General features: G+C 62.1%; 15 protein-coding genes. 5 read left to right on the top strand and 10 right to left on the bottom strand.

Annotated elements, in window-relative coordinates:
* Window positions 1-97 precede the first annotated feature (97 nt).
* The 6 genes from AC3ANW_RS18795 to AC3ANW_RS18770 form a co-directional block, all read right to left on the bottom strand.
* Window positions 98-412, bottom strand: a complete 315-nt coding sequence (locus tag AC3ANW_RS18795; RefSeq protein ID WP_488342354.1) for a BON domain-containing protein — start codon at window positions 410-412, stop codon at window positions 98-100.
* Window positions 413-525: 113 nt separating this feature from the next.
* Window positions 526-1,011: a hypothetical protein gene (locus AC3ANW_RS18790; RefSeq protein ID WP_488342353.1), complete on the bottom strand. Its 486-nt coding sequence runs from the start codon at window positions 1,009-1,011 to the stop codon at window positions 526-528.
* A complete protein-coding gene (locus AC3ANW_RS18785; RefSeq protein WP_488342352.1) occupies window positions 1,008-1,382 on the bottom strand; it encodes a hypothetical protein in 375 nt (124 codons plus the stop codon). Before AC3ANW_RS18785 ends, AC3ANW_RS18790 begins: the two co-directional genes overlap by 4 nt.
* Before the next feature lie 53 nt (window positions 1,383-1,435).
* Window positions 1,436-1,831: a hypothetical protein gene (locus AC3ANW_RS18780; protein WP_488342351.1), complete on the bottom strand. Its 396-nt coding sequence runs from the start codon at window positions 1,829-1,831 to the stop codon at window positions 1,436-1,438.
* A 49-nt stretch (window positions 1,832-1,880) separates the two neighbouring features.
* The gene (locus AC3ANW_RS18775) at window positions 1,881-2,045 is read right to left on the bottom strand and encodes a DUF1328 domain-containing protein (protein WP_488342350.1); all 165 of its coding nucleotides are present in this window, start codon (window positions 2,043-2,045) and stop codon (window positions 1,881-1,883) included.
* 167 nt (window positions 2,046-2,212) lie between these two features.
* A complete protein-coding gene (locus AC3ANW_RS18770; protein ID WP_488342349.1) occupies window positions 2,213-3,553 on the bottom strand; it encodes a CHASE3 domain-containing protein in 1,341 nt (446 codons plus the stop codon).
* Window positions 3,554-3,679: 126 nt separating this feature from the next.
* On the opposite strand from AC3ANW_RS18770, the gene AC3ANW_RS18765 reads away from it, so the two are divergent.
* Entirely contained in the window at window positions 3,680-4,312 is a 633-nt protein-coding gene (locus tag AC3ANW_RS18765) for a response regulator (protein WP_488342348.1), read from the top strand.
* A gap of 94 nt (window positions 4,313-4,406) precedes the next feature.
* Here the strand turns inward: AC3ANW_RS18765 and AC3ANW_RS18760 are convergent, their stop codons facing one another.
* Entirely contained in the window at window positions 4,407-4,835 is a 429-nt protein-coding gene (locus AC3ANW_RS18760; RefSeq protein ID WP_488342347.1) for a response regulator, read from the bottom strand.
* Window positions 4,836-5,121: 286 nt separating this feature from the next.
* Between AC3ANW_RS18760 and AC3ANW_RS18755 the strand changes: the two genes are divergently transcribed.
* Window positions 5,122-5,733: a lipocalin family protein gene (locus AC3ANW_RS18755; protein ID WP_488342346.1), complete on the top strand. Its 612-nt coding sequence runs from the start codon at window positions 5,122-5,124 to the stop codon at window positions 5,731-5,733.
* The gene (locus AC3ANW_RS18750) at window positions 5,730-7,742 is read left to right on the top strand and encodes an AsmA family protein (protein WP_488342345.1); all 2,013 of its coding nucleotides are present in this window, start codon (window positions 5,730-5,732) and stop codon (window positions 7,740-7,742) included. The genes AC3ANW_RS18755 and AC3ANW_RS18750 overlap by 4 nt, the downstream gene beginning before the upstream one ends.
* Here AC3ANW_RS18750 and AC3ANW_RS18745 read toward each other — a convergent pair.
* From AC3ANW_RS18745 to gpmA, 3 genes are all read right to left on the bottom strand, one after another.
* Complete coding sequence (locus tag AC3ANW_RS18745) at window positions 7,739-8,536, bottom strand: HesA/MoeB/ThiF family protein (protein ID WP_488342344.1); 798 nt, start codon at window positions 8,534-8,536, stop codon at window positions 7,739-7,741. The two genes, AC3ANW_RS18750 and AC3ANW_RS18745, sit on opposite strands and share 4 nt — an antisense overlap.
* A 70-nt stretch (window positions 8,537-8,606) precedes the next feature.
* Window positions 8,607-10,046, bottom strand: coding sequence for a S41 family peptidase (locus tag AC3ANW_RS18740; protein ID WP_488342343.1), 1,440 nt, complete (start codon window positions 10,044-10,046; stop codon window positions 8,607-8,609).
* A 116-nt stretch (window positions 10,047-10,162) separates the two neighbouring features.
* Window positions 10,163-10,906 (bottom strand): 2,3-diphosphoglycerate-dependent phosphoglycerate mutase, encoded by a 744-nt coding sequence (gene gpmA, locus AC3ANW_RS18735; RefSeq protein WP_488342342.1) that lies wholly within the window; start codon window positions 10,904-10,906, stop codon window positions 10,163-10,165.
* Between the two features lie 100 nt (window positions 10,907-11,006).
* Between gpmA and AC3ANW_RS18730 the strand changes: the two genes are divergently transcribed.
* Complete coding sequence (locus AC3ANW_RS18730; RefSeq protein WP_488342341.1) at window positions 11,007-11,417, top strand: rhodanese-like domain-containing protein; 411 nt, start codon at window positions 11,007-11,009, stop codon at window positions 11,415-11,417.
* Window positions 11,418-11,474: 57 nt separating this feature from the next.
* Window positions 11,475-11,735 carry a glutaredoxin 3 gene (grxC, locus tag AC3ANW_RS18725; RefSeq protein WP_488342340.1) on the top strand — a complete coding sequence of 87 codons (261 nt, stop codon included), beginning with the start codon at window positions 11,475-11,477 and terminating at the stop codon, window positions 11,733-11,735.
* Window positions 11,736-11,741 lie beyond the last annotated feature (6 nt).

Below are 11,741 nucleotides of genomic sequence, written 5' to 3'. Positions count from 1 at the left end.
ACGCAGGGTCAAAAAAAGCAGGCGAGGAGCTTGTAGGCTCCAGCCTGCGTTTCAGTGTCGTGCCCTGCAGCCGTTAGCGGCCGCAGAGCGTCCTGCATCAGGGACGAACGACGATGTTGTTGCGCACGTCACGCACGTTCTTGGCGCTGCGGGCTACGACTTCGGCTTGCGACTTCTCGGTTTGCGACTTGGCGAAACCCGACAGTTGCACCGTGCCATTCAGCGTCTCGACGCTGATCGAGGTGGCGGACACCGACTTGTCTTCAGCCATCTTGGCCTTCACGGCGGTGGTGATGGCTGCATCGTCGACATAGGAGCCGACGGTCTGCTGGTGGCGGGCAACCGAGCAGCCAGCCGTGACAACGGTGATGCCGGCGATGGCGGCAAAAGCAAGGGCGCGTGCGTACTTCATGATGGTGTCCTCGGATAAATTGAGTTCTGTTCGAAAGGCCAGTGCGCTAGTGGGTGGGACCGGCTGCCGCGTCGCACGACGCGCGGCAGCCAGTGTTGTTTGATGTGGGCTGGCTACCGGTTCTTGCGGGAACTCAGGAATGACAGCGCGAAATTCGACAATTGCGACGACTTGAGCGCGGCAACCGCCAGGCCGCCGACCGAAACCAGGCGCCAGGGCCGGGTCACCACCAGCACTGCGCCGATGCCGGCAGCGATCCCGATCAACTTGATCGGCCGATGGCGGGCGTATTCGACCAATACCGGCTCGGCGACTGCTCCAACGACACGAACCGGGTGGAATTCCCACCATGCACGCACCGAATGCCTGGCAACTGCCAGCCATCCGCTGAACGATGTCGGCTGGCCGGGCGGCGGCTCTGGCGGCACCCCGGTTTCGCCGGCATCGAAGGCCAGTTGCTGATCCTGTCGAGCCTGTGCATCCATGCGGCGCGCTGTGTCGTTGCGGGTGCTGGGAACCAGTTCGTGCATAAGCGCCTGGCGGGTGGCTTGCAGGCGTTGCTTGGCGGTCGGCTGGACCGGTCCGGTCTCTTCGCTCACTTGCGTTCTCCGGCAATGCGCATTGCTTGGACATCGGCTTCGATCTGGGCTTTGAGCCCTTCGAAACGAGTGCCCGGCGTCGAGCTGCGGGCATAGAGAAAACAGGCAATGGTCGCGACCAACGCTACTGCGGGAACCGCAACCAATGCCCAATGGAATGTTTGCAGGGTGCAACCCAGCATGACGGATACGCCAGTCAGCGTGATGAACACCAAAGCCATGACCACCGTCGCACCCCAGGCAGCGGCTCGCATGGCGAGTTGCGCTCCGAGGTCGGACATTTCTTCATGCACCAGCGCGCCGTAGCCCGCGAGATGTTCCACCACCAGTTCAGGCTTGCGGATGAGAACAGTGAACAGGGGGTGGAGCATGTCGGGCTTTGCAGATGGACAGGATGGTCAGATGGCTCGGGACAACAGTGTGCTCAGTAGCGATTGCGGTTGTTGTTGCTGCGGGTGGCGATCAGGATCAGGGCTGCAATGGCCGCGCCGGTGGCGGCGGCGATCAGCACCGACTTGACGGGCTGCTCGGCCACATAACGGCCAGTGACGTCGCCGTAACGGTTGAGTTGCTGCTGGGCACGCGACTTCGCATCGTTTGCATAGTCGATGCCGCGGCTAGCAAGCTGTTGCACCTTGGACGTGATCTGGTCGACCAGCGGATCCACGCTGCCGCGCAGGTCGCGCACCTTTTCGCCTGCCTTGTCGAGCGCGTCGTTGGCGTAGCTGCGCGTCGTTTCGACGGCGCTCTGGGCGCCTTGCAACGCTTCATCGGAAGCGTCGCGGACGGTGTTGGCGGCTTTGGTGGTGTTGATGGTCATTGAGAGCTCCTGGTTGGCTTTGATTGATGGACGGACGTAAAAGCGAGGTCTAACGGCGCCGCATCATGCTGGCGACAAAACTGACGATGGCCATGATCACGAACACGAAGAACAGGATCTTGGCGATGCCGACGGCTCCAGCAGCGATACCGCCGAAACCGAAGATGGCCGCGATCAAGGCAATTACAAGAAACACGACGGCGTAATGCAGCATGTTCATCTCCTCGGAAGGTTGGTTCTCGCAGTGCGGACGGTTCCGAACTGCATGGCCTTGAGGTTAGTCCCGTCGGCCGCGATCCCTGATCGGCAGCGGGCGCACCGGGGTGTCATCCCGGGAGGCCGGGTACTGTAGGAGTTGGCCGACGATGGCCGGCCGGGCCGTCAGGCCGAATGTGGCAGGGTGGCCGAAACCAGCGTGCCGCCAGTGGCCGAAGAGGTGATGGTGAGCCGCCCGCCAGCAGCTTCGACCCGATGGCGCATGCCGTGCAGTCCATGGGTCCCGGGGTGCATATGCGCGACGTCGAAACCGATTCCGTCGTCCTGCACCGCAACGGTCACCTCACGCGGCCCGGTCTTCAAGAGCACCTGAACGTTCTGTGCGTTGGCGTATTTGGTGATGTTGGTCAGCGATTCCTGCACCACCCGATAGACCGTCAGCTGAGCCGATGCATCCAGCGGCGCGGCGTCGAGTTGGCAGCGGATGGCGAGGCCGTTGCGTTCGCCGCTCTCGCGCGCCAGGATCTCCAGCGCGGCCACGAGACCCAGGTTGGAAAGCGATGAAGGCCGGAGGTCTTCGATGATGGTGCGTTTGAGTGCAATACCGCTGTTGAGGGTTTCGGTCAGGTGTTTCAACCGGTCCTGGAGGTCGGGCGCGTCCTGCCCGATCTTCGACTTGATGCGGGCCACGTCGAGCTTGGCGGCGGTCAGCAGCGAACCCAGTTCATCGTGGAGTTCACGCGCCAGGTAAGCGCGTTCTTCCTCGCGCACCTGCTGCAGGTGAGTGGCCAGTTCGGCCAGCGATGCGGTGCGTTCGCGGACCTGGTCGCCGAGCCGGTCGCGTTCCATCTCGAGCGCTTCCTGCTGCCTGCGGCCGACCATTTCGAGCGCGCGGGTCTGGCGCAGGTACATGTAGAAGGCGATCAGGCCCACCAGCGCGATGACTGCGATTCCGAGGCGTGAAAACTGCAGGGCGTGAACGACTTCCTTCTGGCCGCGTTCGACCGCACGCGAACGTTCGTCCACCAGTTTCGAGGTCTGTGCACGGATCGAGTCCATATGCTCGCGGCCGACGTCGGTGAGCATGACGAAGCGCCAGGCCTCGTCGTTGCCCTGCTTGCGCAGGCGGACGCTCAGGTCCATTTCGGCCAGCTTGCGCGAAACGTTGCGCGACAGTTCGGCCAGTTGCGCGAGTCCGTCCGGGTTGCGCCCGTACGAGGCCCGCAAGGTGTCGATCGTCTGGTTCAGCCCGGCCGTCGCCTCGCTGTAGGGCTGCAGGTAACGTTCGTCGCCGGTGAGCAGGAAACCACGCTGCCCGGTTTCGGCGTCCAGCATCTGCTGCAGCAGGCGGCTGAGTTCGACCCGGGTCTGCTGCGCCCGCTCGATTTCCTGCAGCGCCTCGTTCGATCGGCGATACCCGGTTTCATTGATCCCGATCAGGATGGCCGCCGCCAGGATGGCCGCGGTCAGACTGATGACCAATTTTGGTAGGGAGAACCTTCGCATCGAAAACTCGAAGAACTGCAGGATATTTCGTGAATAATCGACGTGAATGCTCAACCAGGGCTTGGTGCAGCACGTGTGCTGGGCATTGTGCCCGCATCATGTGGCGGCATCCTAGGAACACTCTAAATGATCAAAATCGGAATTGTGGATGACCACGCCATCGTGCGCTCTGGTCTCAAGCAGTTTTTCTCGGACCACGTGGATTTGCGTGTGGTCGGCGAAGCTTCCAACGGTCGTGAGGCCATCGACCTGATCCGCAACACCGAGATCGACGTGCTGGTGATGGATCTGTCCATGCCCGGCCAGACCGGTCTCGATGCTCTGGGCATGATCCGCGCCAAGGCGCCCGATGTGGGAATCCTCATCCTGAGCGGGTACCCGGAAGAGCACTACGCGATGAACCTCATCCGCCAAGGCGCCAGCGGTTACCTGAACAAGGAATGCGATCCGATGGAAATCGTGAACGCGGTGCGCACCATCTCGTTGGGCAGGCGCTACATCACGCCCGCCGTGGCCGACCTGCTGGCACAGCAACTCAACCGGAAGGACGATGCGCCTGCGCACGAGCTTCTCTCCGAACGCGAGTTCCAGGTTTTCCTGAAGCTGGCCAAGGGTGAAACCGCCGGCGACATCGCCAAATCGCTGTCACTCAGCGTCAAGACGGTGAGCACCTATCGCACCCGCCTGATGGAAAAGATGAATCTCGCTTCCAACAGCGACCTGACCTACTACGCACTGAAGAACAAGCTGATCGACTGATCGGACAGTCGGTTCGTTGCCACCAAAAAAGCCCTGCCGGCAGCTGCCGGCAGGGCTTTGTGTTGTCCGAGTGGCCGCGCGACCGCAGTGAAAATCAGGGCGTGCTGGGCTGTGTGGGTTCGGGGTGATCCACGGTCCGTTCGTGCACCGCGCGGGCGCTGTGCTGGATGCAGTAGTCGACCAGGGCATCGATTTCATTCGACTTGTCGAACACCGCATCTACGCCCAACTGCGCGCAGCGGGTGCGGATATCGGGAGTCGCATAGTTGCTCAGAACGGCCACCTTCTGGTGGGGCAGGCGCTGCTTGCAGGCTGCCAGGATGCCGAGACCGCTGCCCTGCTTCAGGAATAGGTCGACGATCGCCAGATCCCATTCGTTGCGGTGGTGTTCCAGCCAGTGGCGGCCTTCGTTCTCGGTTTCGGCGATGCCGACCGTCTGGATGCGCGCCAGTTCTTCGAGGGTACCGATGAGGTTCTCGCGAATCGTGACGTTGTCTTCGACGATGTACGTTCTTAATCCCAAGGTGCTAGTCCGTCGAGGGTATGGCGCGGTGCTTCGGGCCGCGGGTCTTCCGGAGCACCAGCCTTGAATCATTGTGCGGTAGTGCTTTCAATTGTGCCAGCGGTACGAATTCGTGATTGTGCGTCGGCTCCTACAGGCCCGTTTTCGCGTCTCGCGTACCCCGCTATCGGTTTGAAAAAACTGTAGGCAAGGGACGACGCCCGGAACACGCATGGGACGACCGGCATCCCGGGGTGCCAACCGGATACTCCGTTCCTTCGAATCCGACCAGACAAAGAACGAATACATGCTGATTTCGCCTCCGGTAAAGCCGTCCCGACCCGTCCCCGTCAGCCGCTGGCACAAGGCTGTCGTATGCCTGCTGGCAGTAGCTGCCACGGGCGTCTGGGCCCAGTCATTTACCGAAGCCAACGCGCCTGTTACCAGCGTGAAGAACGTCGACTGGCAACGTTATGGCGGCCAGTGGTTCGAACTGGCCCGCCTTCCCAACTCCTTCCAGCGCAAGTGCGTGAGCGATGTCACCGCCCAGTATTCGGCTGCCGCCGAAGGACGATTGCAGGTGCTGAACACCTGTCGCCGCGACGACGGTTCGGTCGAAAGCGCGATGGGCGAGGCGCACAAGGTGAACAACGAGGACGGTCGGCTGAAGGTGCGGTTCGCGCCGCGCTGGCTGGCGTGGGTTCCGCTTGTCTGGGGCGATTACTGGGTGCTGGCGATCGACGAGGAATACCAGACCGCGCTAGTGGGAACGCCCGACCACGAATACCTGTGGTTACTGTCGCGTAAGCCCCAGCGCAGTTCTGCCGAGATCGAGCCGTGGCTGATGCGTGCATCCGCCATGGGCTTCGACATTTCGCGGGTAATGTTGACCAGACAGACTGCAGAGAACGCCCCATGAAAGCCAGCACTTCAGCCTCCTTGCCACCTCGCCGCTCTTGGGCCTTGCGTTTGCTCGTGGGCTTCGTGGTGCTATTGCTGGCACTGGTGCTCTTGGTGATCTTTTTCCCTTGGGATCTGCTTCGCGGCCCCATCAACCGGTATGTGAGCGACAAGACCGGACGCCATTTCGCCATCACCCGCCACCTCGACGTGAAACTGGGCCGCACGGCGACTGTCATCGCCGACGGGATCGAGTTCGCCAACCCTGGCTGGGCCCAGGATCCCTATCTGGTCAAGGCCGAAAGGGCGGAGATCGGAATTCGCCTGTGGCCGCTGCTCGGCCGCAAGATCGTGCTTCCGTCGGTCGTTCTGCAACAGCCGGAAATCGGCCTGCAGATGGAGCCGGACGGCCGCCGCACATGGGCTTTTGGCAAGGACACTTCCGACACCAGCACCACGCCGGATATCGGGCATCTTCTGGTCGATGGCGGCCGCCTGCATTTCCTGGCGAGCCACAAGGGTGCAGACATTCGTGTGGCTTTCGGAATCGATCAGCAGGTCGACAAGGACGTAGCGGGTGCCATGCCGTTCAGCTATGACGCCAAGGGCACCTGGAAGAAGCAGCCTTTTGCCGCCAGCGGCCGGACCGGCAGCCTCCTGCAGCTTTCACCCGGCGCGCAGACGGCGCCGTTTCCTGTCGAGGTCAAGGCTTCCGCCGGGCAGACTCGCCTCAGTGCCAAGGGCAGCATCGGCAACCTGTCCACGCTCGAGGGTATCGACACCGAGGTGCAGATGCAGGGGCAGAACCTGGCCGACCTGTACCAACTGATCGGCGTGGTGCTGCCCGATACGCCGCCATACGCGCTGAAAGGCCGGTTGCGCAAGCAGGGCGACGCATGGGATGTCGCAGGACTACAGGGCAAACTGGGCAGTTCGGACCTGGGTGGTCATTTGCGCTACGAGGCGGGCGACAAGAAGGGTCGGCTTTCCGGCGAGGTGCAATCGAAACTGCTCGACTTCAACGACCTGGCCCCGGTCATCGGCCTGGCGCCGTCGCCGACCAAGGGAAGTCGCCAGACCGAGGCAGGAACGGTGCCCGCAGTGACCGCCGCCGCTGCCCGGAAAGGCAAACGTTCCGGCGGCAAGGTGCTGCCGACGGCCAAGCTCGACCTGGAAAAACTCAATGCCATGAACGCTGACGTGAAATACAGCGCGGCGAAGATCCAGCACGTGACCGAACTGCCACTGGACAGCGGAAAGGTGCATGTCACCCTGACCGATGGCCTGCTGGTGCTCGATCCATTGGATCTGGGCGTCGCCGGCGGACACATCGTCGGCAATATCAAGGTCGATGGCGGCAAGACTCCGCCTGACGTCAGCACCCGGCTGGAGGCCAGGGCTTTGCAGATCAATCGCCTGTTTCCGGCCATCAAACAAAGCAAGGCGAGCCTCGGGAACGTGAGCCTGCGAGTGGACTTGAAGGCGCGCGGTAGTTCGGTCGCCGAACTGCTGGCTCATGCCAATGGCGAAACCGGGCTTCTGGTCGGCAGCGGACAGTTCAGCAACATTTTGCTGGAGTTCGTGGGCCTCGACGGCGGCGAGGTGATCAAGTTTTTCCTGCGTGGCGACCGCGAAGTGCGCATGCGCTGCGGTGCGGCCGCCTTCGACGTAAAGGACGGCCTCATGACCAGCAAGGGCATCGTATTTGACACCAACGACACGGTCGTCAACGGCGATGGCCGTATCAATCTGGCCGACGAAAGCCTCTACATCACGCTGCGACCCAAGCCGAAGGACAAGAGCATCCTGAGTTTGCGTTCGCCCCTGATCATCCAGGGAACGCTGGGTGATCCTTCGGCCTTCCCGGACAAGGGCGCCCTTGCTGGCCGGGCTGCTGCCGCCGTGGCGCTGGGCCTGATCAATCCCTTTCTCGCCCTGGCAGCCACCATCGAGACCGGCCCGGGCGAGGATGCCGATTGCCAGCGTCTGCTGGTGCAGACAGATGCACCGAAACCGGTCAATCGTTAAGCGGGCAGGCCCCTGGTGCCACAGACCAGGCAATGCGGGTTTCGCGCCGTCCGCATCTGTGACCATTCCATGGCCTGGGCGTCGATCATGCGCAACAAGCCTGGTTGAGTCGAAGCGGCTGCCTTGCCCGGTGCAGCGAGAGCGGCGAGAAGTACTTGTAGCGCCATCGCAGCCTGCGACGTGCCGACCATGCCGACCAGCGGCGCAAATACACCCATGGTCGAGCAGGCGACCTCGCTGACCGCATCGTCTGCAGGAAATATGCAGGCATAACAAGGGCTGCCCGACTGGCGGCTGTCGTATAGCGCCAGTTGCCCATCGAAACCCAGAGCCGCGCCAGACACCAGCGGTATCTGCGCCCTCACGCAGGCTGCGTTGATGAAATGACGGGTCCGGAAGTTGTCGGTGCAATCCAGCACGACATCGACATCGACATCGATCTCGGCAAGTTGACGGTCAAGCCAGCCGGCATCCACCCGGCGCCGTTCGCGGCGTAACCGGATTTCGGGATTGATCGCGGTGATGGCCTCGGCCAACGAATCGACCTTGGCTTCACCGACACGCTTCGTGGTGTGTGCCACCTGACGCTGGAGGTTGGTCAGGTCGACCTCGTCGTCGTCCACCAGGGTAAGCATTCCGACCCCTGCCGCGCCCAGGTATAGGGCCGCTGCGCAGCCCAGTCCGCCCGCGCCGACGATCATCAGATGGGCCTTGCTGAACTGCTCCTGCCCTTCGATTCCGATGGAGTCCAGGAGGATGTGGCGGGAATAACGCAGCAGTTGGTTGTCGTTCATAGGCTTCAAAAAAAGAAAACCCCGCAGGACCGTGGGTCCGTGCGGGGCTTTCGGCCATGGCAGCCCAGGTTTACTGGGTTTCCTTCTTTTCTTCCTTGCGTTCCACCAGCGTCTTGCTGGCGATCACCGGCTGGCCCTTGAAGCGGTTCAAGGCCTGCTTGAGCTGGAAGTCGTCGGCCGTTCCGAACTCGGGCATCTTCGGAGGCGGCTTCTTGGCTTCCGCATCGGCTTCCAGCAGCTTGCGAGCTTCTTCGCGTGCCTTTTCCCGGGCTTCGTCCTTCTTCTCGGCACCCTGGCCGCTGTTCAGGTGCTTTTCCAGATCCGCTTCGCGGGTCCGAAGTGCGGCGAACAGGTTACCTTCGGCAGTTTCGTCGAGCATGACGTCGGGCACGATGCCGGTAGCCTGGATCGACTTGCCGCTGGGGGTGTAGTAACGCGCCGTCGTGATCTTCAGGCCGGTGTCAGGACCCAGTGGACGCACCGTTTGAACCGAGCCCTTGCCGAAAGTCTGGTTGCCCATCAGCGTGGCGCGTTTGTGGTCCTGTAGCGCTCCTGCGACGATTTCGCTGGCCGATGCCGAGCCTTCATTCACCAACACGATCAGCGGGACCGTCTTGAGCGCTGCCGGCAGGCTGCGCAGCGGGTCGGGTCCGGTGCGGCGCTGGTAGAACTCCGGCGTCGACTTGTAGATCTGTTTGCTTTCTGCCAGTTGCCCGTTGGTCGAGACCACGGTGGAGTTTTCCGGCAAAAAGGCAGCCGAGACGGCGACCGCCGCATCGAGCAGGCCACCGGGATCGTTGCGCAGGTCGAGCACGATGCCCTTGATGTTGGGATCCTGCTTGTAAAGCTCGTCGATCTTGGTGACGAAATCGTCGACGGTGCGTTCCTGGAACTGCGAAAGGCGGATCCATGCGTAACCCGGTTCAATCATCTTGGCCCGGACCGACTGCGTGCGGATTTCCTCGCGGGTGATGGTGACCGGGAAAGTGCGGGACTCGTCCTTGCGGAACAAGGTCAGCGTGACCTTGGTACCGGGCTCGCCGCGCATGCGTTTGACCGCATCGTTGAGGGCCAGCCCCTTCACCGCGGTGTCGTCGATCTTGGTGATGAGGTCGTTCGTCTTGATACCGGCACGGAAGGCAGGCGAACCTTCGATGGGCGACACCACCTTGATCAGGCCGTCTTCCTGGGTGATCTCTATGCCGACGCCGACGAACTTGCCCGTCGTACCTTCGCGGAATTCCTTGAAGGACTTCTTGTCGAAATACTGGGAGTGCGGATCAAGGCTGGCGACCATGCCTGAAATCGCATCGGAAATCAGTTTCTTGTCGTCCACCGGCTCGACGTAGTCGGTCTTGACCATGCCGTATACGGCTGCCAATTGCTGCAGCTCTTCAAGCGGGAGCGGAGTCATCGCGCCACGCGCGACGGTTTGCAGCGATACGGTGGTGAGTGCGCCGGCAAGAACGCCCACCGTGATCCAGCCTGCCGTCTTCAATTTCTGGCTCATAGAAACCCTGTGCTACCTATGCGGAGGCTTAAAGCCCAAACCAATATACACCTAGGAATCGGGTGTATCGAAAGGGTTCCATTGAGATACAGCTTGGAGCAACTAAAACGCAGTGGTCAGCGTTTTCCCTGCGCCGCAACTGCCGCCGCGGCCTTGGCTGCGGCTTCCTGGTCGCCCAGGTAATAGTGGCGGATGGGCTTCAGGTCCTCATCCAGCTCGTAGACCAGCGGAATGCCATTGGGAATGTTCAGGCCGACGATTTCGGATTCGGAAACATCGTCCAGATATTTGATCAGTGCCCGGATGGAGTTGCCGTGCGCAGCGACCACGACCCGTTTGCCGGCCTTGATGGCGGGTGCCATGGCTTCGTTCCAGAACGGCAGCACACGGGCGACCGTGTCTTTCAGGCATTCGGTCAGGGGCATTTCTCCGGCGGCCATCTTGGCGTAGCGGCGATCGCCCGCTTCGCTGGCAGCCTGATCTGCGCTCATCGGCGGCGGCGGGGTGTCGTAGCTGCGGCGCCAGACCAGCACCTGGTCGTCGCCATACTTCTTGGCCGTCTCTGCCTTGTTCAGGCCCTGCAGGCCGCCGTAGTGGCGCTCGTTGAGGCGCCAGCTGTGCACGACCGGCAGCCAGGTGCGGTCGAGTTCGTCCAGGGTCAGCCACAGGGTGCGGGTGGCGCGCTTCAGCACGCTGGTGTAGGCGACGTCGAAGTCATAGCCCTCGGCCTTCAGCAATTGGCCGGCAGCCCTGGCCTGCGCAACACCGGTCTCGGTCAGGTCGACATCGACCCAGCCGGTGAAACGGTTTTCGAGGTTCCAGGTGGATTCGCCGTGGCGGATCAGGACGAGCTTGTACAAGGGACGCCTTTCGATACTTTTATGGGGGCTCCGTCACCCGGTCGGCGGACGGTAAAACGCCACATTCTAGAATCGCGGGCTTAGCCCTCGAAGGATCCGCGTGAAATTCGTCATCGACAACTGGTCGCTCTTTCTTATTGCCATCGTCTCCGGCGCACTTTTGGTGTGGCCGTTGCTGCGCGGCAGCCTGGGCGGAAGCCTGACGCCGAACAAGGCCGTGCAACTCATCAACCAGCAGAAGGCGGTCGTCGTGGATGTCCGCGAAACCGAGGAATTCGCTACCGGCGCACGGATTAACGGCGCAAGGAACATTCCCCTGGCCGAACTGGAAGCCCGCCTGCCGCAAGTCGCCAGGAACAAGGCATTGCCGGTGATCCTGGTATGCCCCACCGGCGGCCGTGCGTCGCGCGCCTTGCCCGTGGCCAAAAAACTGGGTTACGAACAGGCCCAAGTGCTGGCCGGCGGGCTCAAGGCCTGGAAAGAAGCTAACCTGCCTCTCGACAAGGCCTGAAGCGCCGGCAATCGTGCCGGGCTGTACAAGCCGCCAGACATACAGCGAAATCGCCCCATGCAAAACGTCACCATGTACACCACGGCCGTCTGCCCTTATTGCATTCGCGCCAAGCAGATCCTCAAATCCAGGGGTGTCGAGAACATCCAGGAAATCCGCATCGACACGGACCCGGCCGCCCGCAGCGCCATGATGGAACGCACCGGCCGGCGCACCGTGCCGCAGATCTACATCGGCGACACCCATGTCGGCGGCTGCGACGACCTAATGGCGCTCGACAGCAAGGGTGCCCTGGCACCGCTGTTGCAGACGGCCTGAGAATTT

The organism is Xylophilus sp. PBN-3R, from assembly GCF_057747805.1.
This window is presented reverse-complemented; position numbering and strand designations above follow the sequence as displayed.

Bases quoted from the DNA above. Each gene is read 5' to 3' on its own strand.
- AC3ANW_RS18795 (WP_488342354.1), bottom strand. From the start codon at position 412: ATGAAGTACGCACGCGCCCTTGCTTTTGCCGCCATCGCCGGCATCACC.
- AC3ANW_RS18785 (WP_488342352.1), bottom strand. From the start codon at position 1,382: ATGCTCCACCCCCTGTTCACTGTTCTCATCCGCAAGCCTGAACTGGTG.
- AC3ANW_RS18780 (WP_488342351.1), bottom strand. From the start codon at position 1,831: ATGACCATCAACACCACCAAAGCCGCCAACACCGTCCGCGACGCTTCC.
- AC3ANW_RS18775 (WP_488342350.1), bottom strand. From the start codon at position 2,045: ATGCTGCATTACGCCGTCGTGTTTCTTGTAATTGCCTTGATCGCGGCC.
- AC3ANW_RS18770 (WP_488342349.1), bottom strand. From the start codon at position 3,553: ATGCGAAGGTTCTCCCTACCAAAATTGGTCATCAGTCTGACCGCGGCC.
- AC3ANW_RS18765 (WP_488342348.1), top strand. From the start codon at position 3,680: ATGATCAAAATCGGAATTGTGGATGACCACGCCATCGTGCGCTCTGGT.
- AC3ANW_RS18755 (WP_488342346.1), top strand. From the start codon at position 5,122: ATGCTGATTTCGCCTCCGGTAAAGCCGTCCCGACCCGTCCCCGTCAGC.
- AC3ANW_RS18750 (WP_488342345.1), top strand. From the start codon at position 5,730: ATGAAAGCCAGCACTTCAGCCTCCTTGCCACCTCGCCGCTCTTGGGCC.
- AC3ANW_RS18745 (WP_488342344.1), bottom strand. From the start codon at position 8,536: ATGAACGACAACCAACTGCTGCGTTATTCCCGCCACATCCTCCTGGAC.
- AC3ANW_RS18740 (WP_488342343.1), bottom strand. From the start codon at position 10,046: ATGAGCCAGAAATTGAAGACGGCAGGCTGGATCACGGTGGGCGTTCTT.
- grxC (WP_488342340.1), top strand. From the start codon at position 11,475: ATGCAAAACGTCACCATGTACACCACGGCCGTCTGCCCTTATTGCATT.